The organism is Pseudomonas sp. WP18 (assembly GCF_036689585.1).
GTDB classification, from domain to species: Bacteria; Pseudomonadota; Gammaproteobacteria; order Pseudomonadales; family Pseudomonadaceae; genus Aquipseudomonas; species Aquipseudomonas chlororaphis_E.
Genome location: NZ_CP144758.1, coordinates 2,091,550 through 2,118,488, shown reverse-complemented (window position 1 = coordinate 2,118,488; position 26,939 = coordinate 2,091,550). Strand labels below are relative to the sequence as shown.

Here is a 26,939-nt window from a genome sequence, read left to right as displayed (position 1 = left end):
TTCCGGCACTTCCTCAGGTTCTGAAGGTGCCGGCATGCGGCTGTGGTTGGGTGTGTTGATGGGGCTCTGGTTGCCGCTCGCGACATGGGCCGGCAGCTTGCCGGTGCCTGAGCGTGGACCGGCACTGCGCATCCAGGGCTCCAACACCATCGGCGCGGCGCTGGGGCCGGCGTTGGTCAAGGGCTTGATGGAAGATCAGGGCCTGCTCAAGGTCAGTGCCGAAATCACCGGCCGGGATAACGAACAGCGCATCGTCGGCCAGACCCGCGATGGTCGTCGGGTCGAAGTCGACATCGCTGCCCACGGCTCCAGCACCGGTTTCGCCGCCCTCAAGCAGGCCAGCACCGACCTGGCGGCCGCATCCCGGCCGATCAAGGACAGCGAGCTGAAGGAATTGTCCGCCCTCGGCGATCTGAAAAGTCCTGCCGCCGAGCAGGTCATTGCCATCGACGGCCTGGCGATCATCCTTCATCCCCAGAACCCACTGCGTCAGCTCGATACCGTGCAACTGGCGAAGATCTTCAGTGACGAGGCAAAAACCTGGGAAGCGGTGGGCAGCGTGGGCGGGCCGATCCACCTGTACGCCCGGGATGAACAATCGGGCACCTACGACACCTTCAAGGAACTGGTGCTCAGCCGACAAGGTAAGCGGCTGGATCCTACAGCGCGACGCTTCGAATCCAGCGAACAGTTGTCGGACGCCGTCAGCCAGGACCCGCAAGGCATCGGTTTCATCGGTTTGCCCTACGTACGCCAAGCCAAGGCACTGGCGATCGTCGACGGCGATTCCCAACCCATGTTGCCGCTGAACACCCTGATCGCCACCGAGGACTACCCGCTGTCCCGCCGGCTGTTCTTCTACCTGCCGCCGTGGGACCAGAACCCCTGGGCCCAGGCATTGGTCGACTTCACCCAGAGCGACAAGGGCCAGGCCATCGTCGCGGCCAACGGCTTCATCGCCCAGACCGTACGGGCCATGTCGGTGACGCCAAACGCGCTGATGCCCGAGGGTTACCAGGCCCTGAGTCGCCATGCACAACGCCTGTCCGTGAACTTCCGCTTCGAAGAAGGCAGCGCCAGCCTCGACAACAAGGCCCACCAGGACCTGGGACGAGTGCTCGACTACATAAAGCAGCACGGCAAGCTCGATCGACGCGTGACGCTGGTGGGTTTCGGCGACGCCAAGGACGACCCGGCACGCGCCGACCTGTTGTCCAAACTGCGGGCCATGGCCGTGCGCCGCGAACTGGTCAAGAACGGCGTGACACTGCGCGAGGTACGTGGCTTCGGCGCGCTGATGCCGGTGGCGGCCAACAGCGAGGATGAAGGCCGGATCCGCAATCGGCGGGTGGAGGTGTGGGTTTATTGAGACCTTGGCAGCTCCCTATGTCCCTATGTCCCTGTGTCCCTGTGGCGAGGGGATTTATCCCCGCTGGGCTGCGAAGCAGCCCCAAAGCCAGACGCTGCGGTGTGACAGAGGAACCGTGTCAGCCGGTTTTACGACTGCTTCGCAGCCGAACGGGGATAAATCCCCTCGCCACAGGAAACGCGTGTTTACTCCGTTCGTTTCGGTGTAGGCACAGGCGCCCTTACCTTGCGCCATTGCCTACAACTACGCCAGAATCCGCCGGCTTGTGCACCTTGGGGCTGGGTTTTATCGTTTCCCGGTCGCTGACAAATCAGTGATCGGGTTTGGTAGCCCGGGGAAAACTAAGGTTCACAGCTTCGGCAACTACATTCTGCTGACGATCGTGTCAGCAGATTTGTTATGGCAGCTGTGCGCAGGGCGCCCTTGTGGCGCGCTGGGGTTTCCTTGGTACCCGGTCTACCAACCTGCGTATAGCCGCCACCTAATGTTTGGTAGCAATAGGTTGTGGCTCCATAACCAAGGAGTTTCATCCATGTTCAAAGTCACCCCCAACCCACCGGAAACCGATCCGGACTCAAGCGCCTTCGACAAAGCCGCCGACCGCGCCCTCGACTTCTACCTCAAGCCCAAGCCCACAGAACCCACCTGCGATCCAGGCCAACTTTTCACCGTCGTCAACGGCATCGACACCGAATGCCTGCTTGCCAACCTCAGCGAAACCCTGGCGTCGGCCAATGCGATGGTCAGCGACCTGGCGTTTGAACTGGACGGCTCCAGGCGGCATGTGGCGCTGGGCATCCAGCAGTTGATCGAGCTCGGCAGCCTGTTGGCAAACCGGGCGCTGGATAACGTCGACCCGCGTTAGTCAACCAACACATAACCCTTGTGGGAGCGGGCTTGCTCGCGAAAGCGGAGTGTCAGGTACCCTTCATCAACTGACACACCGCCTTCGCGAGCAAGCCCACTCCCACAGGGTTTGAGTCGATCACACTATTGGGAGTAACTATCGCTTCGCCAACTCCATGATCATCCGCGACAACAGGTAAACCCGCGGCACCACGCTCTCCACCTCGGCGTATTCCTCGGGGGTATGGATGTTGCCGCCGACGATGCCAAAGCCGTCCAGCGTCGGCGTGCCGACGCCGGCGGAGAGGCTGGCATCCGCCGCGCCGCCGCTGCCTTCTTCGGTGAGTTTGCGGCCCAGTTCGCCATAGATGCCTTGGGCCATCGCCATCAGGCGATCCGATTCCGCCGTCTGTGGCATCGGTGGCAGGCCGCGCTTGAGGCTGGTGGTGACCTCGGTGTCGGCGATCAACTTGTCTTGTGACACCCGGGCCAGGTCTTTTTCGAGGCGGTCGAACTCTTCCGGCACCGCCGCGCGCACGTCGGCCTTGGCGCTGGCCTTGTCGGGAATCACATTGGTGCGGTCACCGGCCTGGATCACCGTGAAGTTGATGGTGGTTTTCTTTTCGGCATCGCCCAGCTTGCCCAGTTGCAGGATCTGGTGCGCCGCTTCCATCGCCGCATTGCGCCCCAGCTCCGGCGCAACACCGGCGTGGGACGCCTTGCCCTTGACCTCCAGCAACGCCGTGGCACTGCCCTTGCGCCACACCACCAGGCCATCCGCCGGGCGGCCCGGCTCGAGGTTGAGGGTCACGTCATGGGCCTTGGCGGTTCTTTTGATCAGGTCGGTGGCGGCGTCCGAGCCGGTTTCTTCGCTGGCATCGAGCAGGAAGGTGATCTGTGCGTAGTCCTTGAAATCCAGATCCTTGAGGATCTTCAAGGCGTAGACCCCAGCGACGATGCCGCCCTTGTCATCCATCACCCCCGGCCCGTAGGCCCGCCCATCCTTGATATGGAACGGACGCTCGGCGGCAGAGCCCTCCTTGAACACGGTGTCCATGTGGGCCATCAGCAGAATCTTCGCCTTGCCGCTGCCCTTGAGGGTCGCAAGGATGTGCTGGGTGCCGTCCGAGTTCGGCACTTTCTCGATGGTGGCGCCCAACTTTTTCAATTCTTCGATGGTGATGTCGCCAACCTGGGTCAGGCCCGGCACATACCCGGAACCGGAGTCGATGTTGACCAGTCGTTCCAGCAGTTTCAGGGCCTCGCCCTTGTACTGTTCGGCGTGGGCCAGGACCTGCTGCTGGGGCTGCGCGAAGGCAACGGGCGAGAGCGCGCCGAGGGCCAGGCTCAGACCGAGGCTGACGGCCAGGCGGGTGCGAAGAGCGGTCATCGTCATGATTTCATCCTTGTTCGTTGCGAAAGAGTGCACAGGCACCCTACCCGACTCTGGACCAGGGCTCTAGACCGCAGAGGGCTGATTGGGACATTTGCCGAGGCTTGCCTCATCAAAAGGCTTGGCTCGCCGTGAATTTTGGCTATACATGACAAGGGGGTCCGGCACATCCCGAGGAAGGAGGCCCATGGGCAGTTACCAGGTGTTGATCATCGGCAGCGGGTTTGGAGGCCAGTGTGCGGCGGTCAATCTGCTCAAAGCAGGGTTCGAGGATTTCCTGATGCTCGAGCGTCGGGACTTTTTCGGCGGCACCTGGTGCCAGAACACTTACCCTGGCGCGGCGGTGGACGTTCCCTCTCCCCTGTATTCCCTGTCGTTCGCCGCCTACGACTGGCGCCAGATGTTCGCCGGGCAGGATGAATTGCACCACTACACCCAAACCGTGATCGCGCGTTTCAAGCTGCGGGACAAAGTGCGGCTGGGGACGAACGTAGAGCGTGTGGAATGGGACGACAGTGCCCGGCAGTGGGTGGTCCAGACCAACCACCAGGTCTATCGCGCACAGTTCCTGATCAATGCCACCGGGCCCCTCAGCCAGCCGGTGATCCCGGCGTTCGACGGTCGGGAGCGCTTCAAGGGCCAGGCCTTTCATACCAACCAGTGGGACCCTGCCTACGACTATCGCCACAAACGCGTGGCCATTGTCGGCAGCGGTGCCAGCGCCGCCCAGGTGATTCCGGCCATCGCCCCCCAGGTCGAGCACCTGCACGTGTTCCAGCGCACGCCGCACTGGGTGCTGCCACGTCCCGATCACACGTTCAACCGCCTGGAGCGCTGGCTGCTGGGCCTGGCCCCGGTGCGCACGCTGTTGCGCTGGTCGATCTACTGGCAATTCGAGACCCGCGTGATTGCCTTCAAGTATTCGCGGCCGGCGGTGCGCATGGTCCAGCGCAAGGCATTGAAACTGCTGAAACGCCAAGTGCCCGACCCGCAGTTGCGCAAGCGCTTGACCCCGGACTACCTGATCGGCTGCAAGCGCGTCATCCTCTCCAGCACGCTGTACCCGGCGCTGTGCCGGCCCAACGTCAGCGTGCACGGGCAGGAACAAGGCATCGCCGCCCTCGACGAAACCGGCATCATCACCCGCGACGGCCGGCACATCGCCTTGGACCTGATCGTCTGGTCCACCGGCTATGACGCCACCGACGGGGTGATTTCCTACCCGGTGACCGGCAAGCACGCCACCGAGCTGCGCGCAGTCTGGGACCCATATCCACGAGCGTACCTGGGCACCAGCCTGCCGGGCTTTCCCAACCTGTTCATCGTTACCGGGCCCAACACCGGCATTGGGCACACCTCGGCGCTGTTCATCATCGAAGCGCAGATGAACTACATCCTCGACTGCATCCGCACGGTGAAGCGGCAAAACCTGCGCTGCATCGAAGTGCAGCCGGCGGCGGAACGACGCTACACGGACATGATCCACCGGGAAATGCAGCGCACCGTCTGGAAATCCGGCGGCTGTCACAGCTGGTATCAAAGCAAAAGCGGCCATGTGATCGCGATGTTCCCAGGTTTCAGCTTCACTTATTACTGGCTGACCCGCCGGCTGAAGCCGGCGGATCACATCCTGTCGTAACCCATGGAGGGCGTGACATGCTGGTGTTGTGCGCAGTTCTTGCCGTGTTTATCGCCTGGAGCTGGTTGACGTATCCGGGCATCGGCCATGTGTTGTATGACCTGAGCATGGCCCTGGAGGCGCGACTTTACCGGTTGCACAAGATCACCGTGCCGATCAGCGAGATGACCGTATCGACCTGGCAGGGCGGACCCTATGAAGCGTCCGGCAGCATCCTGATGCTGCACGGCTACAGCGCCGACAAAAACCTCTGGCTACGCTTTGCACGGCACTTTGTCGGTGACTACCGGGTGGTGGTTCCCGACCTGGCCGGCCATGGCGAAACCGGCTTCAAGGCCGGCGGCGGTTACGACATCCCGACCCAGGCCCGGCGCGCCATCGAGTTGCTCGACGCCTGCGGGCTGGACAAGGTCCATGTGATCGGCAACTCCATGGGCGGCTACCTCGCGGCATGGCTGGCGGCCACCTATCCAGAGCGCGTATCGACCCTGGCGCTGATCGACCCCGCCGGCGTCACCGCGCCCGAGCCGAGCGACATGGAGCGTCACCTGGCCGCCGGGCATAACCCGTTCCTTGTGCACTCGCGGGATGAGTTCGCGCCGTTCTACGCCATGACCATGGCCTCTCCGCCCTGGGTGCCGAGCGTGGTGCTGGCGGCATTGGCGCAACGCTACGAGCAGCGCCGGGATGAACTGGCGGAGATCTTCGTCGACTTTCGCGCCAGCCCGCCGATGGAACCGCGCCTGTCCCAGATCCGCGCGCCGTCGCTGTTGCTCTGGGGCCGCAAGGACCGGCTGATCGACGTCAGCAGCGTGCCGGTGTGGAGCAAGGGTATCGCGGACCTGCGGGTGGAAATCTGGGACGGGGTCGGCCACATGCCCATGGTCGAGAAACCAAGGAAAACCGCGGCGTTGTACCGGGAGTTTCTCAAGGGTCTGGGGCAGTAGCCGCCCCCTGGCACGGGTCAGTCCCTGGCAGAATGAAGTCCTGAAGATTCTTCGTTTGTCGGCACCGGCGAAGGCTGCGATCTTTCGTGCAACTTCTTCCTCCCGATAGCCATAGCCAGGAACGCCCACCATGAGCTTCGTCAGCCCCGACCTGATCCGTCAACGCTTCTCCCGAGCGATGTCCGACATGTACCGCGACGAGGTGCCGTTGTATGGCGCGTTGATGAAGCTGGTGGAGCACACCAACGCCCAGGTGCTGGCCGAAGACCCGTCGCTGGCCGCGCACCTGCGCAGCACCGGCGAACTGCAACGCCTGGACCTGGAACGCCACGGTGCGATACGCGTCGGCACCGCGGCAGAGCTCAACACCCTGGGGCGACTGTTCGCGGTCATGGGCATGCAGCCGGTGGGCTACTACGACCTCACGCCGGCCGGGGTGCCGGTGCATTCCACCGCGTTCCGCGCCGTGCATGAAAGCGCGTTGCAAGTCAGCCCGTTCCGGGTGTTTACCTCCCTGCTGCGCCTGGAGTTGATCGAGAACACCGAACTGCGAGCGTTTGCCGAATCCGTGCTGGCCAGGCGGCAGATCTTCACCCCTGGCGCGCTGGAACTCATTGCCCTCGCCGAACGTGAGGGAGGCCTGACCGAGCCCCAGGCGGACGACTTTGTCCGCCAGGCCCTGGAAACCTTCCGTTGGCACCACAGCGCCACTGTCACGGCGGACCAATACCGACAACTGAGCGCGCAACATCGGCTGATCGCCGACGTGGTGGCCTTCAAGGGCCCGCACATCAACCACCTGACGCCGCGGACCCTGGACATCGACATCGTCCAGGCCCAGATGCCCGTGCAGGGCATCACGCCCAAGGCGGTGATCGAAGGCCCGCCCCGTCGCCAATGCCCTATCCTGCTGCGCCAGACCAGCTTCAAGGCCCTCGATGAACCCGTCGCTTTCACCGATCAGCCCGACGGCCAGGGCAGTCACAGCGCCCGTTTCGGCGAAATCGAACAACGCGGCGCCGCCCTCACGCCCAAGGGCCGAGCACTCTACGACCAACTGCTGAACGCGGCCCGCGATGCGCTGGGCGAGTTCCCCAACGAGGCCAATGCTCTACGCTACGACGCATTGATGAGCGAGCACTTCGCGGCCTTCCCGGACGACCACGAAGCGCTGCGTCACCAGGCACTGGCCTACTTCCGCTATTTCGTGACGCCAGAAGGCCTCGCCGCCAAGGGCACCCTCGAACCGCAGGCCCCTCTGGAACGCTTGTTGGAACTGCGCTACCTGCGCGCCGAACCCCTCGTGTACGAAGACTTCCTGCCCGTCAGTGCCGCTGGCATCTTCCAGTCGAACCTTGGCGACGCCGCCCAGAGCCACTACGCCGGGCAATCCAACCGCCAGGCCTTTGAAGAAGCCCTGGGACGCTCGACCATTGATGAACTGGGGCTGTATGCGCAGACGCAGCAGCGCTCGATCGATGAATGCATGGCCGCGCTGGGCGTGTAGGAACGGACTGTAGGGTACGTCGGCAGGAAACTGCGTTGATCCGCGCAAGCCTTGAGGCGCTTTTCCTGCCCAGATGCGATAGCCATAGGCAGACAACTCACTCAATAGATTGATTTATATGATCTTTTAAGAAATGGCATAGCTCTTGATAACCGTCGGGTCCCCTGGCACGACTTCCGTCCCAGGCTATCCAGGAAGGAGAGCATCCATTGGCTACCCCCGCGTACATGGTTATCAAAGGTCGTAAGCAAGGCCTGATCACAGCCGGTGCCTTTTCGGCCGAATCGGTTGGCAACATCTACCAGGAGGGTCGTGAAGACCAGATCATGGTGCAAGGTTTCCAACACCACATTACCCGCCCGCGAGACTCCCAATCCGGTCAAACGACCAGCCAGCGCGTGCATCATCCTCTGATCATCACAAAAGTGTTCGACAAGGCCACGCCTCTGCTACAGCAAGCGCTCACAAGTGGTGAAACCTTGGAAAAAGTCGAGATCCAGTGGATGCGGACTTCGGCTGAGGGCACCCAGGAACACTACTTCACCACCACGATGCTTGACGCGGTCATCGTCGAGATCAAAGACTACATGTTCAACTGCCAGGATCCGGCGAACGCGCACTTCACCCATCTGGAAGACGTGCATTTCTCGTATCGCAAGATCACCTGGAACCACGAGGTATGCGGCACGATGGGCAGCGATGACTGGCGCGCACCTGCCGCAGGCTAGGTCCAGCCAGATGCTCGATGCACCCGCCGGGCTGGTTTGGCGGTGTGCACGGGAAGAGGAGAACATTAACGCCAAGGGTGTTCGCCCAGTGCAATGGCCTCGGCATTCCATGCACTGGTAAAGAGCCTGACACTGGGCGAACGGACACAATCATAGTGGAAGCTGCAGAGTATGTCCGCCGACCACGTTTAAATAATTGTTTATGTATGGCGCACTGTTTAAAACTCAGGGTTTTATTACAGTGCCGAGTGCAACCACCGTGTCGGTAACACTTATACAGACACGTCTACAAAAACAATCAAGCAGTACAAAAAAACTTCATGCCGAGTCCTGCAACGGGACTCGGTAAGTTAAACAGCCATTGACCCGTCTCTTCTAAAATCGGCAACGCCGAGCACTTAAGCGCCCCGCAACCGAGTGAACGGGCATACAACGCATCAACCACGCCGTGCAGTTTTCTGCGCGTCGGTATCCCCCGCCTGTTCATCGCCGCCCTCATGCTTGCGCTTGGCAGGATCATTAGGGCGCAGCGCGTCGTTGTCGCGCTCCACCTCACCGGGCATCGCCGGTTCGTCAGGGTTGCGCTGGGTGGATTCGGTGCGGTGTTTCATGGCGGACTCCTTGAGTCTTTTTCAAGCGTGCAATCAGGCATCGGGGTCGTCGACTTCTTGCGCGACGTTGGCCTGCGGGGAGCGTTGGTGCAGTTGCTCGGCCTTGGCCTTCAACGCCTGCCACTGCTCCAGATCGATGGCACCCTGGCCGAACAGGTCGTTGGCCACCTGCATCAGCGCGGTGAAATGAGCATCGGGCGATTGCTGCCAATAGGTCTGGTCATCGAACAGCCGCTGCCAATCGGCCAGCGACCCAGGTGTGAGGTCATCGCTCATAGCGGGCTCCTGCGAGACGTTCATAAGCTATGAGGGCCGAGGTTCGCGGGGAGTTCCGGCGATTATCAATAGCCGGTCATTTCCAGATAGCCGTTGCCGCCGTGGCTGCCCTCCAGCCGCACCGGCCCTTCCCAATAGGGAATGCGCAGGTCCATCCAGGCGGCAGGGTTCAAGGCTTCGGTGGTCACGTCCAGATGCTTGCCGGGCACCTTGATCGACCAGCGCACCGGCATTGCACGGCCGGCGACCTTGGCCGTGCCCAGCGGCGCCAGCTCGATGTCACCGGCCTGCAACGCTTGCGAATGGCCCTGGGCATCGATCCAGGTGCCGGTGAGGTAGGGCGCGCCGTCCTTGTGGCGCATGCGGTAGAGCATCAGGTGTTCGCCGCTGTCCAGGTGCAAGGAGAACCAGTCCCAGCCAGTCTGGTTGGCCGTCAGCGGTTGGCTGCTCCACTCCCGATCCAGCCAGGCCGGGCCACTGACCGTGTAGCGCTGGCCGTCGATTTCCAACTGGCCGCTGGCCTGGAAAAAAGGCTGGCTGTAGTAATACGAAGCCTGGCCCTGCTCGGACTTCTGGCTGAAACCGTTGTCCCCTTGCAGCACCAACGGTCGGGTCGAAGTAAGCCGCAGTGCGTAGCTGAACCGCGAGTCGTGGGCCTTCAACTGCATATCCGCCAACGGATCGGCACTCGACGCCTGGGTGCCGAACTGCCAGTCATCGATCCAGGCATTGAAAGGCACCGCCTGCACCCCGGCCTGCCCTACGCCACCACGGGCATAACGCTCGGCGGCATGGTGCACGGTGGCGGACGTGACCGCCGCGTGACCGAGCCAGATCGTCTGGTTGCGCCAGCCGTCGGCCTGGGGCGCGGCGTCCAAGGCGCTGCGAAACAGGGTCCACTGCACGCCGAAGTCACGGCCCTGAGCGTCCTTGAGATTGGCGGTGACGTACCACCACTCGATACGAAAGCCTTCGTGGGCGCCATGATCGGCCGGGAAACTGAACGTGCGCCCCGACACCACCGGGGTGAAGGCGACGGCCTGGTCGCCGAGGCCGGCAAAGCCCTTCTCCGGCGCCGGCGGGTTGTCGCAGCCGCCGAGCAACGACGCCAGCAGCATCAGGCCAACGCTGAGCTTCATGGGCCCTCCTCGGAAGAATGCCTGAGCAAATCCGCAGGTTGCGTACGGTACAACGCGTACAGCGGCCAGGCCGATGCCAGCAGCGTGGCGAACATCGCCAGGGCCAGCAAATGGGCCAGTTGCAATGGGAAGACCTGCAACGGCAGCCTCCAACCAAAGGCTTGCACGTTGATCACCGTGTCCAGGCACCAGGCCAGGGCGATGCCCAGCGGCAAAGCGAGCACCAGGGTCAGCAACGCCAGCAGCCAGGTCTGGCCGAGGTTGAGCAGCATCAACTGGCGGCGGGTCACCCCCAATGCCCACAACGGAGCCAACTGGCCGAGACGACTCTGGCTCTGGGTCAGCAGGCTGATGAACAACGCGACGCCGGCGACCGCCAGGGTCAGGCTGTTGAGGGCGGCGGTGGCGGCAAAGGTGCGCTCGAACACCTGGGTCGACCAGCCTTTGAGCCGGGCCTGATCGACGATACGGCTGTCATCCAGGTGGAAGCGACTTTGCAACGCGTTCACCAACGCCGGGATCGCGGACGGCTCGATCCGCAGATTGAAGCGATACGGCGTCAAGTGCGGCCAGTGCGCCAGCAGGTGGTCGGCGTTGATCAGCACGTGGCCCTTGGGGTTGCCGTAGTCGGCGTAGATCCCGACGATCCGTGGCGTCCATGGCCCCTGCGGGGTCGGCAGGGTCAAGCGCTCACCGATCGTCACCTTGAGACGCCGCGCCAGTTGCTCACTGAGCATCAGCGTGTCGGCATCGGCCAGTTGCGCCCACGGGTCGCCGTCGGACGCCTCCAGCAGTGGCCAGTGCTGGCGATACGCAGGGTGATCGATGATGCCGAAGAGGTCTGTCGGCCACCCGCGCAGGGGCACCGAGACTTGCCAGTTGGGCAGCACCGCGGTGACGGCCGGTTGCTGCTTGAGCCAGGCGTGCAGCGCTGCGGCCTGGAGCGGGGTTTGCGGGCTGACATACAACTCCGAGGTCAGCCGTTGTTCAAGCCAATGGTTGAAGGTCTGGCGGAAACCCGAGGTCATGCTGCCGGCGCCAATGTTCGCCGCCAACGCCAGCAACAAGGCCATCAGCGCCAGGCTCAGCGTCGGCAGTTGCTGGCGACAATCGGCGAGAAACCACTGCCCCAGCACCGAGCGGCTACGACGCAACAACCCATCCAAGACGCCGTTGAGCAGCACGGGCAAGGCCAGGGCGGCGCCCAGCAACAGCGCCGTCATCAAGACAAAACCGCTGGCCAGACTGTCGCCCCAGATCAACGCCGACGCGCCGATCGATGCGGCCAACGCCGCTATCCAACCCTGGCGGCGCAACCGGCGTGCATGGGCCTGGTGCCAGGCCTGGGGGTTGGCCAACGCCAGCAAGGGCAGGCGCGCCGCCCGCAGCAGGCTGTCGGCCCCGGCCAGCAGCGCACCCAGCAGGCTCAGGCCGATTCCGCTGAGCCACCACCACGGGCTGAGGTTCAAGTGCCCGGCCACTTCGGCGCCGTACAACCCGCGCAAACTCGCAGCGACATCCGGCAATAACAGGCTCGCCAGCCAGTACCCGCTGAGCACCCCGGCCACGCCGCCGAGCAACGCCAGCACTCCCAGTTCAAGGGCCAGGCTGGTGACCAGTCGCCGCGCACTGACCCCGCAGGCCCGCAAGGTTCGCAGCAGGCTGCGGCGTTGCTCCAGCGCCAGGCCGATCGCCGCGTGAGCAATGAACAGCCCCACCACGAACGACAGAAACCCCAGGGCATCGAGGTTCAGGTGGAAGCTTTCGGTCAGGCGCGACAGGTTGTTTTCTTCATCGGCGCGCTTGAACTGCAACCGGCCATTGAACGCCTCCGGCAAGGCTGCGTTGAAGGTGGCGGGCAGCAGCAAGCGCGACACCTGGTCCGGCAGCCCGAGGGCTTGCTGGGCAAAGCCGATGTCCATCAACAGCATGCCTGGGGCCATGTCCGGCTGGACGTGCAAGGGTGGCAAGGATCGTCCATCGACGGTCCGAGGCCGATCGCCCTCGCCCATCCCCAGCGCTTGCAGGGTCTGCGGGGCGATCCAGGTGCGCCCCGGATCGCTGAAAAACGCCACCACCTCGCTCATGTCCCGCGCCTGCCCTGCCAGTGCCGCACCGGGCGGCAGCGACACCGGGTCGATGCCCATCAGTTGCAGGCGCAGGTCATCGTGCCCTTCAAGGTTCACCCGGGCCTGCACCACCGGCGACACCGGCCAGCCCTGGCGGCGCAGATCGACAAACCACTGCTGGGGAAACGGCCCGCCGCCGGGAGCGCTGAGGCTGGCCTGCGGCTCGCCGCCGATGAGCTGGCTGGCCTGGGCGTAACTGTCCCGGGCCTGACTGTTGAGTGCCAGCACGCCGGTCAACAGGCTGGTGGCGAGCCACAGCCCGGTGAGCACGCTGAAAAATTGCACCGGATGCCGGCGCCAATGGCTGAGCAGCGCCTTGAGGGTCTGAAGAAAAATCATCACCCCTGGGCCACCTGCGCGAGCCGCCCCCCCTGCAACACCACACGCTGCGCCAGGCGGGCGGCCACCCGAGGGCTGTGGGTCACCATCAGCAGGCTGGTGGGACTGTCGGCCAGCAATTCCAACAACAATTGCAGCACTTCGTCACTGGTGGCCTCGTCAAGACTGCCGGTAGGTTCATCGGCCAACAACAGTGGCGGGCGCGATGCCAGCGCCCGACCCAGCGCCACCCGTTGCTGCTGGCCGCCGGACAACTGCTCGGGATAACGCCGCAGCAGATCTGCGAGGCCAAGCCGCCGCACCAGGTGCGCCTGCCAGGCCGGGTCGTGCCGACCACACAGCCGCGCCTGGAACGCCAGGTTGTCCGCCACCGACAGGCTGCTGATGAGGTTGAACTGCTGGAACACCAGGCCGATTTCCGTACGCCGCCAGTTGGCCAGCTGACTTTCGCTCATGCCGTCGAGCCGGTACTCGCCACTGCGGATGCTGCCGCGATCGACCTTGTCCAGCCCGGCAACCAGATGCAACAACGTGCTCTTGCCGCTGCCGGACTCCCCCATCAACGCCAGGCTGCTGCCCGGCGCCAGCGTCAAATCGACGCCCTGCAACACCGGCAGCGGGCCCTGGGGCGTAGGATAGCTTTTGAAAACGTCGCGGACTTCCAGCATGGACAGGCTCGGATGGGAAACGTGAGGCTCAGGATAGCGGAGTTATGCGCCAAGCCCCTTCGTTGGTGCATTGTTATTGCGCTCGCCCGCTTGTCAGAGGCTGCAGGCACGTTCGTTTAGCGTTAATTTCCAGCGATCAGTCAGGGCCCGACCTGGCACGATCCCACAGGCCCAACAGTGGGCGACCTGATCAATGCCCCACGGCCATTTCTGCCTGGGTCGGTTTCGGGGTGACGATGTGGCTCAGGTCGATGTGCCGCCAGGCCGGTTTCGCCCCCAGGCGCGCGTTGAAGCGGTAGTTGAAGGTGAAATCGTCATCGGTAGGCTGGACCAGCGACCTGCCATAGACCGACTCGACGCCAGCAGTGTCGTAGCCCATCAACTGCAACAGGGTCGGGAAGATGTTGTAGTGACTCGAACGGTCCTTGTTCTGCGCCAGGGCATCACGCCAGTCGAGGGTGTGCAAGGCCTTGCCCTGGATGACCACCAACGGCACCAGCCCCTCCTCTGCCACCGGGTCGCCGCCGCAGTGGGTGTTCAGGCCCGGGTTGCCGCGCTCATGCAGGTCCTGGCCATGATCGGAGGTGTAGATCACCACGGCATTGCTCAGGTCGGCCTGCTGGAAAATGCGCCTGAAGAACTCCCCGACATTCCACAGCAACGTGTTCTGATAGGCATTGCGGTACAACACCCAATCGTCGTTCTGGCCGTTGAAACCGTCGCGCTTGCCGGTGTCGGCCACGTCCTGGTACTGCCCGCGCGGCAGCGCCGGTCGATAGCTCATGAAATCGTCGGGGTATTTGTCGTGGACCGGAAAGTGCGCGCCCACCTTGTTGATCACCACCAGCTCGGCCTGGCCGTCACCCAGCAGTTCGACCAGCTTCGCCGCGGCCGCCATGTCGCGGTCGCGTACGCGCACCTGGTCGAACTGGACGAAGGCGTCGATGTCCTGTTTTTCCAGGTCGGTCATCAGGTTCTGCAAGTTGCCGCCGGTGCGCTGGGCGTCGATGTAGACCGTGCGCAGGCCCGCTTTCCTGGCGTACTGCCAGATCGATGGAAGGGTGCTGTTGATGCGCATGTAGTCGGCGCGTGTGCCGCCATAACGCAGGGTGACATTGGTGTCGGCGCTGCAATTGGCGATGGAGGCGGCATACCCGTAGTTGAAAATCTCCACGCCGTCCGGCGCCGTTTCCAGGCCACTGTGCACGCCGGAAGGGGTATTGATGTCGAGGTAGTTGCCGGCAATGCTTTCGTCGATGATCAATACGATATCGTGGTCGATGGGCGCCGTTGACCGCGCAATACCCACCGGTTCCCGAGGGCCGACGGTGTTGTGCCAGGCCTCGTAGAGAAACAGGTTCAAGTAGACCAGCGGCGTATACATCACCGGTAACCCGCGGGCACCTTCCCCCGCCCGTACGAACAGCACCCCACTGAGTAACAGCACGCCCAGCACCGGTGCGGCGATGGGCAGGTATCCGGGGATCGCCAGCCGCCGCCGCGGCTTGAGCCCGACACCCAGCAACAGCAACAGGCCACCGGCCATGGCGCTGATGATCACCTCGCGATACTGGTAGGCCGCCTCCTGGATGAACCCGCCCGAATACACCAGCGACACGAACTGACTGTAGGTCAGGTAGCTGTCGGTGACCCGCGTGTACACCTCGAAGAACACCGCCGAGACGAACATCACCAGGGCGAACAGGTGCCGCACAAGCGCCAGGCGAATGTGCGCGGCCAGCCATAAGGCAATCACCAGCACCACGAACATCGCGCCGAACAGCAGTGTGGCAACACCCACGCCCAGCGCGCCCAGACGATCGAGGTAGTACTCGTGACCCCGAACCAGGTACAGCACCAGCAACAGTTCCTTGAGGTATCGGGTCATGACGTTCTCGGTGGGGTCGCGACGTTGAAAAGAGGCGCGTTCCGGCGCCAGTAAAACGGCGCTTTTGCGGTGCCCGGACAGGCTTCGTTTCTGCACAGTAGCAGCGGCCTTCCAAAGTGCAAGAAATGCCCTGACCAACGAACGCGTCAAAAAAAAGTTAGCCCAAAAATGACACGATTAAGGCTCTTAAAATCGAAAAATCTATGGATTATGACCGTTCATCGCTTTCTTAAACGCCTCTAAAACCCTTTAAAACCGAGACTTTTCCAAGACAGTCAATAACTTGATATCAAAAGGCCCTGTTCTTTCGAGTTTTGCCAACACTGACAACTGTCATTTTGCTGACACGCTTTTCTGAGGCTGCGCTATACCCCCTCATAACAGTTTCATCCGAGTTACATAAACGGGTTTTTGCGAGGCGCGCCAAGAATGGACGTGAGCGTATTTGGAACGGGGTATGTGGGGCTGATCCAGGCCGCCGCGCTGGCCGATGTCGGGCATCGCGTGCTGTGCATCGACATCGACCCGAACAAGATCCGGCAACTGCAACAAGCGGTGCCGCCTATCAGCGAACCGGGCCTGTCCGGTTTGCTCGAAGAGAACATCAAGGCCGGGCGGCTGGCGTTCAGTTCCCAGGCCAGCGATGCGGTCAATCACGGCGAATTGATCTTCATCGCCGTCGGCACGCCCGCCGATGAGGACGGCTCGGCCGACCTGAGCCATGTGCTGGGCGTCACCCGCCAGATCGCCGACTTCATGGACAGCGACCGCACCTTGATCATCAAGTCCACGGTGCCGGTGGGCACGGCCGACAAGGTGGCCGAATGCGCCCGCCAGGCGCTGGCACGCCGGGGCCTGAAGCAACTGAATGTGCGGGTGGTGTCCAACCCCGAATTCCTCAAGGAGGGCAGCGCCCTCGCCGATTGCATGCGCCCGGACCGGATCATCGTCGGCACCGCCGATCAGTTGGCCCGCGACCAGATGAGCGAGCTGTACGCGCCCTTCTGCCGCAACCACGAAAAACTGATGTTCATGGACAACCGCAGCGCCGAACTGACCAAGTACGCCGCCAACGCGATGCTCGCCACACGCATCAGCTTCATGAACGAGCTGGCCAACCTCACAGAACGCCTGGGGGCCGACATCGAAGCGGTGCGCAAAGGCATCGGTTCAGACCCGCGCATCGGCTATCACTTCATCTACCCCGGCTGCGGCTTCGGTGGCTCGTGCTTCCCCAAGGACCTGCGAGCCCTGCTGCACACCGCCGAACAGAGCGGCATGCCCCTGCGCCTGCTGCGCAGCGTCACCGACGTCAACGACAGCCAGCGGCACATCCTCTTCGAAAAACTCGCCAAGCAGTTCCCCGACGGCCTGTCCGGCAAGTCGATTGCCATCTGGGGCCTGGCCTTCAAGCCCAACACCGATGACATGCGCGAAGCCCCCAGCCGCTACCTGATGGAAGCGCTGTGGCGCGAAGGCGCCCGGGTCCAGGCCTATGACCCGGAAGCCATGTCCGAATGCCGCCGTCTCTACGGCTACCGCAAGGACCTGAACCTGTGCGCCACCCGCGATGACACCCTGGAAGACGCCGACGCCCTGGTGATCTGCACCGAGTGGAAAAACTTCCGCGTAGTGGACTTCGACCTGCTGGCCAGCAAGTTGCGCGCCCGCGTGATCATCGATGGCCGCAACCTCTACAACCCCGAGCACCTGGCCGCCGCCGGGCTGTTGTATCGCGGCATCGGCCTGCGGCACACCCTGCCGGACACCGCTGCACCAGGGCCGCAAGCGTGAATGTCCTGGTGACCGGCGCAGCCGGGTTCATCGGTGCACATTGCGTGCTGCGCCTGCTGCGCGACGGCCATCGAGTGTGCGGGCTGGACAACTTCAACGACTACTACGACCCGCAGCTCAAGCACGACCGCGTGGCCTGGGTGCACGAGCAGGCCGGCGAGTTCCCGCTGGCCCGGATCGACTTGAGCGACGCGCCGGCCATCGATGCACTGTTCCAGCACCACCGCCCGGAGGTGGTGATCCACCTCGCCGCCCAGGCCGGCGTGCGCTATTCCCTGGAGAACCCGCGGGCCTATGTCGACAGCAACCTCGGCGGTTTCCTCAACATCCTGGAAAGCTGCCGCCGCTACCCGGTCAGGCACCTGATCTACGCCTCTTCCAGCTCGGTGTACGGCGCCAACCCGCGCACCCCGTACTCGGAGCAGGACAACGTCGACCATCCGTTGTCGCTGTACGCGGCCAGCAAAAAAGCCAATGAGCTGATGGCCCACAGCTACAGCCACTTGTTCGGCATCCCGTGCACGGGGCTGCGCTTCTTCACCGTATACGGCCCTTGGGGCCGGCCGGACATGTCGCCGATCCAGTTCGCCCGCGCCATCACCGAAGGTCGGGTGCTGTCGCTGTACAACCACGGCGAGCACCAACGGGATTTCACCTACGTCGACGACATCATCGAGAGCATCGCCCGGCTGGTCGACCGCCCGCCCCATGTCACGCCCCAAGACGCCTGCGAACAACCGGGCCCGGCCACCAGCCGGGCGCCCTGGCGGATCTTCAACATCGGCGGGCAGCACCCGGTGGCGCTGCGCAGCTATGTGGCGCTGCTGGAAAAACACCTGGGCCGCAGCGCCCGCATCGAACTGCTGCCCCTGCAAGCCGGGGACGTACTCAACACCTGCGCCGACGCCAGTGGCCTGGCGCGGGCCACCGGGTTCCAGCCGCGCATCGAATTGGACGAAGGCCTCGGCCGCTTCATCGCCTGGTTTCTGGAGTACTACGCGCGGCCTGCTGCCCACCCGCCGCTCGCGGCTGAACCTGCGCACGAACCTCAGCGGAGGAGTCTATGACCCGACATGAGCATGACCTACCGATCAACGCACCCGGACGCGACAAACGTGTCGACCCCGACCACCGCAGGCGCCTCGACGCGGCCATCCACCGCCAAGGCCGGGGCTGGCTGACCGGCCGCGACGGCGGCCGGCCCTGGACGGTCTCACGGACCAATCGGGTGATGGCCTGCCTCGGTGCCCTGACGATTCTGCTGATGCTCTGCCCATTGCTGCTGGGCCTGGCGCTGCTGGTCAAGTTCTCAAGCCCGGGGCCGGTGCTGTTCGTGCAGAAGCGCACCGGCTACCGCGGCCGAGTCTTTGGCATGTACAAGTTTCGCACCATGGTCGCCGACGCCGAAGCCCTCAAGGAGTCGCTGCGCCACCTCAACAAACACGGCGTCGATGCCATCGACTTCAAGATCGACAACGACCCGCGCATCACGCCCATCGGCCGGTTCCTGCGACGCAGCAGCCTCGACGAACTGCCGAACCTGATCAATGTAGTGACCGGCGACATGCGCCTGGTGGGCCCGCGGCCGACCTCGTTCAACGCCTACCGCTACAAGGACAACCACCTTGTGCGCCTGAGTATCTACCCCGGCATGACCGGCCTTTGGCAGATCTCCGGGCGCAGCAATATCGACTTCGACCAGCGCGTGGAATTGGACCTCAGCTACATCGCCGAGCAAAGCCTGATGCTGGATTTGAAGATCCTGATGATGACCCCCTTCAAAGTGTTCAGCGGCCACGGAGCGAGTTAAATGGACGGTTCGACGAATATTCTCACCATAGCAAGCCCGAGCGAGACCAACCTGACCTCGACCGTGCTCGACCCTTCCTTGCGGATACTGCTGCTGACGGCCGCCAACACCGGCACCGGCACCAGCACCAGCGCCATGGCGCTGGCCGCTCAACTGGCGCAGATGAGCACGGGGCGCGTGTTGCTGGTAGATGCCAGCCACTCGCCGCGCAACCTCAGCCAGCAACTGTCGCTGTACAAGGAGCGCGGCTTCAGCGACCTGCTGTTCAACAGCCTCGCCCCGCCCCTGTTGCAGGACTGCGTGGTGCAGATCTCCAGCCTGCCCTTCGACTTCCTGCCGCTCGGACGCCTGGGCCGCAATGCCGAACGCCTGAGCCCCGAGCAACTGCGCCCGCTGTTCCGGCAACTGGCGGCGCAGTACCGCTTCGTGGTGATCGACGCCGACGCGGTGTATTCGGCCTGCGACACGCTGGTGCTCAGCACCCAGGTGGACGGCGTGGTGCTGGTGGTGCGCGGTGAAGACACCCGCTGGGAAGTGGCCCAGGCCACTCGCCAGCGCTTGTCCCAGGCCGGCGCGAAGGTGGTGGGCAGCGTGTTCAACCGCCGCAAGTACTACATGCCCAAATGGCTCTACAACAACCTGTAAGCGTGCAGAAGGATGACGAGATGAACGCCAGAATACTTGTCCTGCTGTTGCTGCCGCTCGCCGGTTGCTCCAGCACCACCGATACCCGTTCGATGCCGGTGCAGATCCTCACGGCCGCGCCGGCCAACGCCCAGGCCACCGACATGCCCAAGGTCGAGCAGACCCTGCGGCCTCAGGATGTGCTCGATGTGATCTTTCACATCAGCACCACCGGCCCACAGGCCTACCGCGTACAACCGGGTGACCAGGTGGCCCTGAACTTCACCGCCGCCAGCCAGCTCAACGGCACGCAACAGGTCATGCCCGATGGCAGCATTGAACTGCCGGGCGCCAACACCGCGGTCAAGGTCGCCGGCTTGACCACCGACGAAGCCCGCCTCGCGGTGCAACGGGCCTACGACCAGAAAATGCTCTTCCAACCCAACCGCAACCAGTTGACGGTGCTGGTCACCAGCCCGCTGGCCGGCGAGAACAACCTGCGCAGCACCTTGAGTCACCCCGGCACCGGCATGAGCCGGGAAATCACCGTGGGCCGGGACGGCTATGCGAGCTTTCCGGAAATCGGGGCCGTGCCGCTGCAAGGCATGACCGTCACCCAGCTGGAGGCGTTTCTCAATGAGCGTTACGCCCAACTGCCCGGGCACATGACCGTCGATGTGCTGCTCAAGTCCACCGCCGGCAACGAGATCTACGTGCTCGGTGAAGTCGCCCAACCCGGCTCCTACCCCATCCGCCGGCCGATCTCGGTGCTTGAGGCGCTGACCCTGGCCCGCGGCACCAACGTCAAGGCCCGGCTCGATTCGGTGGTGATCATGCGCCGCAACGGCAACCAGGTCGAAGCCCGGCATTACGACGTGGAAAAAGCCCTGAGCGGCGACGCGTCGCAAATCGCCTACCTGCAACCCGAAGACATGCTGTTCGTACCCAAGACCAAGCTCGCCAGCGCCGGCGAACTCGCCAGGCAACTGGCCGACGTGGTGCTGTTCCAGGGCGTGGGGGTCAGCTTCGGCTACCGCCTCGATAACAAAGGCAGCAACAGCAACTGACCCAGGTGATCGACATGAATCCCAAGGAAAATTATCTGCACGAGTTCTTCAGGATCTTCTTCGCCAACAAGCAGTGGGTGAAGCGTGTTTTCCTGATTTTCGCCGTCATCGCCCTGGTGTTGCCGCTGATGCTCAAGCAGAGCTTCGATATCACCGCCCAGGTGATCGTGCAGTCGAAAAAAATCTCCCAGGGCGACGCCACCACGTCGCTCAACCAGGAGAACGCCACGTTCATTCCACCGTCCCTGGCGGACATGGAAACCGAGAGCAATATCCTCCGTTCGCCCGCGCTGATCCGCCAGACCATCAGCACCCTGCGCGATCAGGGCGAGTACACGCCCAGCCCCGGCATCTTCAACAGGTGGGTGAGCGATCCGTTCAAGCGCTACATCACCACGCCACTGCGCGAGTACGCCATCAACCCGCTGCGCGACGCGCTGGGGCTGGAGGTGGATCCGGTGCGTGACACCGTGCTCGATACCCTGACCGACGAAGCCGTCGAAAACCTCAAGATCGAGACCCTGCCCGGCTCCAACGTCATCTCCATCGTCTACAGCTTCGGTGACCCGGCCCAAGGCACCCGGTTCGTCGCACAACTGCTGCAGAACTACCTCGCCAGCCGCCAGGAACTGCAATCGATCGAGCTGCCGCAAACCTTCTACGAACAGAAGAAAAGCCAGTACCAGCATCGCCTCGACGGCCTGGAAAGCACCCGCCTGACCTTGCTCGAAGGCGTCGGCTCGGCGGATCCGAAGGAGGAAATCACCTTCCGCCTGAACGCCATCAACACCGAAGAACAGGCCCTGAACCTGTACCAGGATCGCCTGCTGCAAAGCCAACGCTGGCTCGACTACCTCAAGACCAGCCTGGCGTCGGCGAACAGCTCGCGGTTCAACGACTACACCTTCCCGTTCACCTTCACCACCACCGTGGACAACATCGCCTTCGAAGACCGGGAAATCAAACAGTTGGGCGAGCAACTGACCGGCCAGGTCGCCCGCTACATGAATGACCTGGCGATCTTCCAACCCGGCAGCGAACCGATGCTGCTGGCCCGGGAGCAGATCGTGCGCACCCGCCAGCAGTTCCTGAAGGTGGTGAGCAACCGGATCCAGGAACGCACCACCGACCTGGCCGTGGTCAGCTCGGTGATCAACCAGAAGGTCGAGCGCATCGCCGAGTTCAAGGAACGCATCCACCAGTTGCAGGAAACCCAGAGCAAGCTGCGGCAGATGGACACCGAGATCGACGCCCTGCATGCGGCGTTCTCCACCTACGCCCAACGGTTCGCCGAAGCCAGCACCGCCCGTTCGCTGGACAGCGACCTGTCCAACGCCCGGGTCCTGAGCCCACCCTTCGAACCGACCGCCCCGGCGTTCCCCAAACCGATGCTGATCATCGCGTTCGGCCTGTTCAGCGGCCTGTTGCTGGCGATCGCCCTGGTCTATGTGCGTGAGTTCTTCGACCATCGCTTCAAGCATCCGGCCCAGATCAGCCAACAACTGGATGTACCGGTGCTGCTGGTGATCAACGAGCAGTCCCCCGACCAGGTCAACCCGCACCGCAACTGGAGCCTGCCCAGCCTTGTCCATTGGGTGCGCAATTGAACGCGCCGTTCGGCCCGACCCGCCACAGCAGCCCCCTGTCGATCATTCACCTGCTCGACAGCGGCGGCTTCTACGGGGCCGAGCGGATGCTGCTCGATCATTGCCTGGCCACGCCCGGACAGCACCAGGTGCTGTTCCTGGCGGCGCCGCCGACCTTGATCACGCGCTTTCGCCAGGCCGGGGTCGACTGCCGCCATTGCGCCAATTGGGCCGAGCTGTTGCAGCACCTGCGCCAGCGCCGCGAGGACCGGCCGCTGATCAACACCCACAACTTCAAGGGGCTGTTGTTCGGCTGGTCCGCCGCCACGTTGCTGCGCCTGCCACTGGTGATCACCCAGCACGGCTTCACCCCGCGCAGCCCCAAGCAGCGCTTCTACACCTGGCTGAGCCTGCAACTGTGCCGCACCGGCTCGGTCAAGCGAGTGGTCTGCGTGGCCGAGAGCATTGCCGCCCTGCACCGCAAGGCCAGCGTGCGCGCGTCGAAACTCGACGTGATCCCCAACGGCTTGCCGGCGGTCACCGCGCCGCCGGCCCACCGCGCCGATGAACAGCGCTGGCGGGTCGGCTACGTCGGGCGCTTGAGCAGCGAGAAAGGCCCGGACCTGTTCCTCGACGCCATGATCCCGCTGTGCCAGCGGCATTCGTCACTGCATGCGGTGATGCTCGGCGACGGTCCGGAACGCCAGACGCTGCTCAAGCGCATCAACGACGCCGGCCTGCCGACGCGCATCGAGCTGCCGGGCTACCAGACCGACATGAACGCCTGGTGGAGTCGCCTCGATGCCCTGGTGATCAGCTCGCGCACCGAAGGCACGCCGATGATCCTGCTCGAAGCCATGCAGGCCGGTGTGCCGGTGGTGGCGTTCGGCGTCGGCGGCATTCCCGATGTCCTGCAGGACCGGCACAACGGCCTGCTCGCGACACCGGCCGACAGCCACGCACTGGCGCAACAGATCGAGACGCTGTTCAGCGAACCGCCCCTGGCGCGGATCCTCGCCGACAACGCCCGTCGCACCCAGCAGGATCGCTACGACCTGCGCACGCTGGCCGAGCGCTGGTCGCAGCTCTACATCCGCACGGCACAGGAGGCTCACCCATGATCGTCCCGCTCTCGATCATCAGCCTGCTGGGCCTGGCTTGCCTGGCGTTGCTGGCCAGTCCTTATCCGTTCCTGGCGCCAGGCGCGGTGCTGGGCCTGGTCGGTGTCGCCGTGCTGTACCGCAAGCCCGGCTGGGGGCTGCTGGGCATCGCCGCCCTGGTGCCCTTCGAAGGCCTGTTCAAGGACAACGCTTTCTCCGGCACCAAGTTCTTCGGCCTGGCCCTGGCGCTGATCCTGATGTTGCAATTGGCTGTGCACCAGATTCCCGCCACGCGCCTGCGCAGCAACATCTGGCGGCCGTTGATCGGCTTCATGCTGCTCTACGGCTTGAGCATGCTGCTGACGGAAAACATGGACTTGTCCATGACCCATTTTCGCGAACTGAGCGTGGGCCTGATCCTGTTCGGCATCACGTTGCTGATCGGCCGCGAACTGAACCTGGACATGTTTTGCCGCCTGGTGACGTTGAGCGTGACCGCCACCTGCGTGCTCGCGATGTTCTCGGCCAAGTACCAGGACCAGGGCCGCGCGTCCGGCCTGCTGGAAGACCCGAACGCCTTTGCCCTGCTAATCGCTTTCACCGTGCCACTGGCCCTGCTGCTGATCGTGCGGGGCCCGTACCTGCTGTACCGGTTGTTCTGGGGTGGCTGCCTCGTCCTGCTGCTGGGCGGGATGACCAAGACCGAATCGCGCTCGGGGTTGGTGGTGCTGCTGCTCAGCCTGATCATCGGCCTGTACCACTACCGCGCGCAGTTGCCACGGATCCGTCCGCGGCACCTGGGGTTCGCGATGCTCGGGCTGGCGCTGATGGTTCCGCTGGCGGTCGCGGTGCTGCCGGCCGGCTACGTGGCACGCATCCAGTCGCTGAGCATCCTCAGTGCCGGCGCCAATGCCCACAAGGACGAGTCCCTCGGACGGCGCGCCTCGTACATCGTGGTCGGCAGCCAGATGATCCGCGAGAACCCGGTGCTGGGCGCAGGCCCTGGGACCTTCCCCCTGCACTACGCACCCACCGGTTACGCCAAGGCGTTCTCGGCCAATCGCAAGCTGGGGGACCTGTATCGCCGGGCCCACAACACTTACCTGGAGATTTTCAGTGAGATCGGCATACCGGGCGGCTTGATGTTCGTCGGCATGCTCGGCCTGGGCCTGTACAACCTGATGCACGCCCGCCAGCTCTGGCTGCAACGCCGGGACTGGGCGCAAGCCGACCTGCTGACGCACCTGGGCATGAGCTTCCTGTCGCTGACCCTTTTCCTGATGTTCCTCAGTGCGCCGAACCACAAGTTGCTGTGGATCATGCTCGCCCTCACCAGCGTGCTGCGCTACGAAGCCGAACAGGGCGCGCCACGGGAGACCCAGCCATGAAGCGGATCAGCATCGTCATCCCGATGTACAACGAGGCCCGACACATTGGCCGGACACTGCTGGCGGCCCGGGAAGCGGCGCGTCAGGCCGAGCTGGAGTGCGAGCTGATCGTGGTGGACAACGGTTCCGACGACCGCGGCCCACACATCGCCAGCGAGCTGGGCGCACGGGTGCTGATCGTGCCCGGCGTGCACATCGGCGCGCTGCGCAACCGCGGTGCGGCGGTGGCTCACGGCGACTGGCTGGCGTTCATCGACGCCGACATCGAAATGCCGGCCAACTGGCTCAAGCTGCTGCTGGAACTCGAAGGCCAGCAGGGCGATGTGCTCGGCCTCGACCTGGACACGCCGCGCCAAGCCCCCTGGTTCGCCGAAGCCTGGCAACGTCGCAGCCAGCGTCCGGGGGCCCATCGCCTGCACCGGGTGCAGTGGCTGCCCAGCGCCAACCTGTTGCTGCGCCGCACCTGGTTCGCCCAGATCGGCGGTTTCGACGAAACCCTGCGCACCGGCGAGGACAAGGATTTTTCCCTGCGTCTGCGCCAGGCCGGCGCGCAGCTGCTGCTGGTCAACGAAAGCGTGGCCCTGCACTGGGGTTACGAAGGCAGCTGGCGCGAATGGATGAGCAAGGAGTTGTGGCGCCAGGGCAGTCATCTGCAACTGCTGCGCAGCCATGGCCCGAGCCTGCGGCTGTTGCGCTTCCCGGCGCTGTCCGTGGGCGCCTGGGCGCTGGACGTCCTGGCCCTGCTCGCCTTGCTCCAGGGCCAGCCGCGTCTAGCCCTGATGCTGCTGCTGATCACCGCACTCCCGCCGCTGTTGCTCAGCCTGCGCCAGAGCCGGCGTGACCCGCGCCTGACCCTGCAACTGTGGGCCTTGCATGGGGTGCGCCTGCACCTGACCGGCGCCGCGCTATTGCTCAATCTTTGTCATTGGACCGTCAGGAGACCTGCCCGTGGCTGAATTCATCTATTGGTCGTGCCTGTTGCTGCCGGTGTACGCCTACCTCGGCTACCCGGTGATCCTGAGCCTGCTGGCCCCCTTGTTTCCGCTGCGCTACTACGCCAAGGCGGTGCCGATGGACGTCAGCATCGTGATTGCCGCCCACAATGAGGCGCGGCACATCGAACAGAAGCTGCGCACCTTGCTGGCCCAGGATTACCGGGCCCATTCGCTGCAGATCATCCTGGCCAGCGACGGCTCCAGCGACGACACGGTGGCCTGCGCGCGCAACGTGGCGGACCCGCGCATCACCGTGCTCGACCTGCCCCGCCAAGGCAAGGCCGCCGCCCTCAACACCGGGGTGGCCCACAGCCGCGGCGCGATCCTGGTTTTCACCGACGCCGACAACCAATGGGCCACCGACACCCTCGGCCACCTGTTGGCGCCGCTGAGCGACCCGGAAGTGGGCGCGTGTGCCGGGCACATGGAAATCCCCGTGCCAGGCAAAGGCCTGAGCCTGGGCGACAGCCTGTATCGCCACTACGAAGGCTGGCTGCGCCGGGTGGAAAGCCGCACCGGTTGCATGGTGTCGGCCGACGGTGCGCTGTTGGCACTGCGGCGCGAACTGTTCGAACCCATACCGGCGCAGGTCAACGATGACTTCTTCCTCAGCACCTGCGCGCCGGCCGCCGGCAAGAGCATCGTCTATGCGCCACGGGCTCGGGTGCTCGACCAGGGCGTGGACGAGGCCGACAAGCAGTTCCGTCGCCGCCAGCGGGTCACCGTCGGCGGCCTGCAAAGCCTGGCCCAGCGGCGCGCGCTGCTCAACCCACTGCGTCATGGGCTCTACGCCATCGGGTTGATCAGCCACAAGTTGATCCGCCGCCTGGCGCCGGTGCTGTTGCTGCCGTTGCTGCTGAGCAATGCCTGGCTGTGGAACGAGCATCCGTTCTATCGCCTGAGCCTGCTGGCACAACTGATCGGCTACAGCATGGCGCTGCTCGGGCTGATGGACTCGCAACACCGCCTGCCCAAACCCTTTCGCCTGGCCGCGTTCGTGCTGGTGACGCTGGCGGGCATGAGCATCGGGCTGTGGCAGTTTCTGCGGGGCCAGCGCTACAGCCAATGGAACCCCGAGCAGAACCGCTGAAAAGGA

23 protein-coding genes are annotated in these 26,939 nt (G+C 63.9%); 16 read left to right on the top strand and 7 right to left on the bottom strand.

What is annotated here, in order from left to right:
* Positions 1-34 precede the first annotated feature (34 nt).
* Positions 35-1,369 carry a phosphate ABC transporter substrate-binding/OmpA family protein gene (locus V5F23_RS09345; RefSeq protein WP_338498149.1) on the top strand — a complete coding sequence of 445 codons (1,335 nt, stop codon included), beginning with the start codon at positions 35-37 and terminating at the stop codon, positions 1,367-1,369.
* 532 nt (positions 1,370-1,901) lie between these two features.
* Positions 1,902-2,234, top strand: a complete 333-nt coding sequence (locus tag V5F23_RS09340) for a DUF6124 family protein (RefSeq protein WP_053150907.1) — start codon at positions 1,902-1,904, stop codon at positions 2,232-2,234.
* Positions 2,235-2,372: 138 nt separating this feature from the next.
* Here the strand turns inward: V5F23_RS09340 and V5F23_RS09335 are convergent, their stop codons facing one another.
* Positions 2,373-3,611, bottom strand: coding sequence for a M20/M25/M40 family metallo-hydrolase (locus tag V5F23_RS09335; RefSeq protein WP_212803600.1), 1,239 nt, complete (start codon positions 3,609-3,611; stop codon positions 2,373-2,375).
* Positions 3,612-3,795: 184 nt separating this feature from the next.
* Here V5F23_RS09335 and V5F23_RS09330 point away from each other — a divergent pair, with 184 nt between their 5' ends.
* The 4 genes from V5F23_RS09330 (at position 3,796) to V5F23_RS09315 (ending at position 8,429) form a co-directional block, all read left to right on the top strand.
* The gene (locus V5F23_RS09330) at positions 3,796-5,247 is read left to right on the top strand and encodes an NAD(P)/FAD-dependent oxidoreductase (protein ID WP_338498144.1); all 1,452 of its coding nucleotides are present in this window, start codon (positions 3,796-3,798) and stop codon (positions 5,245-5,247) included.
* A gap of 17 nt (positions 5,248-5,264) precedes the next feature.
* Positions 5,265-6,194, top strand: a complete 930-nt coding sequence (locus V5F23_RS09325) for an alpha/beta fold hydrolase (protein ID WP_042729740.1) — start codon at positions 5,265-5,267, stop codon at positions 6,192-6,194.
* A 130-nt stretch (positions 6,195-6,324) separates the two neighbouring features.
* On the top strand, positions 6,325-7,701 hold the full coding sequence (locus V5F23_RS09320; protein ID WP_042729739.1) for a VOC family protein: 1,377 nt from the start codon (positions 6,325-6,327) through the stop codon (positions 7,699-7,701).
* 209 nt (positions 7,702-7,910) lie between these two features.
* Positions 7,911-8,429: an Hcp family type VI secretion system effector gene (locus V5F23_RS09315; RefSeq protein WP_042729738.1), complete on the top strand. Its 519-nt coding sequence runs from the start codon at positions 7,911-7,913 to the stop codon at positions 8,427-8,429.
* Between the two features lie 437 nt (positions 8,430-8,866).
* Here the strand turns inward: V5F23_RS09315 and V5F23_RS09310 are convergent, their stop codons facing one another.
* The 6 genes from V5F23_RS09310 to V5F23_RS09285 all read right to left on the bottom strand — a co-directional run bounded on the left by V5F23_RS09310 (position 8,867) and on the right by V5F23_RS09285 (position 15,479).
* Positions 8,867-9,040 (bottom strand): hypothetical protein, encoded by a 174-nt coding sequence (locus V5F23_RS09310; protein ID WP_202595571.1) that lies wholly within the window; start codon positions 9,038-9,040, stop codon positions 8,867-8,869.
* A gap of 33 nt (positions 9,041-9,073) precedes the next feature.
* Positions 9,074-9,316 (bottom strand): hypothetical protein, encoded by a 243-nt coding sequence (locus V5F23_RS09305; RefSeq protein WP_042729737.1) that lies wholly within the window; start codon positions 9,314-9,316, stop codon positions 9,074-9,076.
* Positions 9,317-9,381: 65 nt separating this feature from the next.
* Positions 9,382-10,455 (bottom strand): lipocalin-like domain-containing protein, encoded by a 1,074-nt coding sequence (locus V5F23_RS09300; RefSeq protein WP_338498138.1) that lies wholly within the window; start codon positions 10,453-10,455, stop codon positions 9,382-9,384.
* Positions 10,452-12,926, bottom strand: a complete 2,475-nt coding sequence (locus V5F23_RS09295) for an FtsX-like permease family protein (protein ID WP_338498135.1) — start codon at positions 12,924-12,926, stop codon at positions 10,452-10,454. Before V5F23_RS09295 ends, V5F23_RS09300 begins: the two co-directional genes overlap by 4 nt.
* Complete coding sequence (locus V5F23_RS09290; protein ID WP_047737297.1) at positions 12,923-13,591, bottom strand: ABC transporter ATP-binding protein; 669 nt, start codon at positions 13,589-13,591, stop codon at positions 12,923-12,925. Before V5F23_RS09290 ends, V5F23_RS09295 begins: the two co-directional genes overlap by 4 nt.
* 190 nt (positions 13,592-13,781) lie before the next feature.
* On the bottom strand, positions 13,782-15,479 hold the full coding sequence (locus tag V5F23_RS09285; RefSeq protein WP_338498132.1) for a sulfatase-like hydrolase/transferase: 1,698 nt from the start codon (positions 15,477-15,479) through the stop codon (positions 13,782-13,784).
* A gap of 429 nt (positions 15,480-15,908) precedes the next feature.
* On the opposite strand from V5F23_RS09285, the gene V5F23_RS09280 reads away from it, so the two are divergent.
* The 10 genes from V5F23_RS09280 to V5F23_RS09235 are packed head-to-tail and all read left to right on the top strand — an operon-like array spanning position 15,909 to position 26,933.
* Positions 15,909-17,273 (top strand): UDP-glucose/GDP-mannose dehydrogenase family protein, encoded by a 1,365-nt coding sequence (locus V5F23_RS09280; protein WP_042729732.1) that lies wholly within the window; start codon positions 15,909-15,911, stop codon positions 17,271-17,273.
* Positions 17,270-18,340, top strand: coding sequence for an NAD-dependent epimerase (locus V5F23_RS09275; protein ID WP_338498128.1), 1,071 nt, complete (start codon positions 17,270-17,272; stop codon positions 18,338-18,340). Before V5F23_RS09280 ends, V5F23_RS09275 begins: the two co-directional genes overlap by 4 nt.
* Positions 18,337-19,083, top strand: coding sequence for a sugar transferase (locus V5F23_RS09270; protein ID WP_042729730.1), 747 nt, complete (start codon positions 18,337-18,339; stop codon positions 19,081-19,083). Before V5F23_RS09275 ends, V5F23_RS09270 begins: the two co-directional genes overlap by 4 nt.
* On the top strand, positions 19,084-19,728 hold the full coding sequence (locus tag V5F23_RS09265) for a CpsD/CapB family tyrosine-protein kinase (RefSeq protein WP_042729729.1): 645 nt from the start codon (positions 19,084-19,086) through the stop codon (positions 19,726-19,728). It abuts the gene before it with no gap.
* Between the two features lie 20 nt (positions 19,729-19,748).
* Entirely contained in the window at positions 19,749-20,774 is a 1,026-nt protein-coding gene (locus V5F23_RS09260) for a polysaccharide biosynthesis/export family protein (RefSeq protein ID WP_042729728.1), read from the top strand.
* 14 nt (positions 20,775-20,788) lie between these two features.
* On the top strand, positions 20,789-22,381 hold the full coding sequence (locus V5F23_RS09255) for a Wzz/FepE/Etk N-terminal domain-containing protein (RefSeq protein ID WP_212803595.1): 1,593 nt from the start codon (positions 20,789-20,791) through the stop codon (positions 22,379-22,381).
* Positions 22,378-23,481 carry a glycosyltransferase family 4 protein gene (locus V5F23_RS09250; RefSeq protein ID WP_338498124.1) on the top strand — a complete coding sequence of 368 codons (1,104 nt, stop codon included), beginning with the start codon at positions 22,378-22,380 and terminating at the stop codon, positions 23,479-23,481. Before V5F23_RS09255 ends, V5F23_RS09250 begins: the two co-directional genes overlap by 4 nt.
* On the top strand, positions 23,478-24,848 hold the full coding sequence (locus V5F23_RS09245) for an O-antigen ligase family protein (protein WP_042732882.1): 1,371 nt from the start codon (positions 23,478-23,480) through the stop codon (positions 24,846-24,848). Before V5F23_RS09250 ends, V5F23_RS09245 begins: the two co-directional genes overlap by 4 nt.
* Positions 24,845-25,804, top strand: a complete 960-nt coding sequence (locus V5F23_RS09240; RefSeq protein ID WP_212803594.1) for a glycosyltransferase — start codon at positions 24,845-24,847, stop codon at positions 25,802-25,804. Before V5F23_RS09245 ends, V5F23_RS09240 begins: the two co-directional genes overlap by 4 nt.
* A complete protein-coding gene (locus tag V5F23_RS09235; RefSeq protein ID WP_047737311.1) occupies positions 25,797-26,933 on the top strand; it encodes a glycosyltransferase family 2 protein in 1,137 nt (378 codons plus the stop codon). The genes V5F23_RS09240 and V5F23_RS09235 overlap by 8 nt, the downstream gene beginning before the upstream one ends.
* Positions 26,934-26,939: the final 6 nt, after the last annotated feature.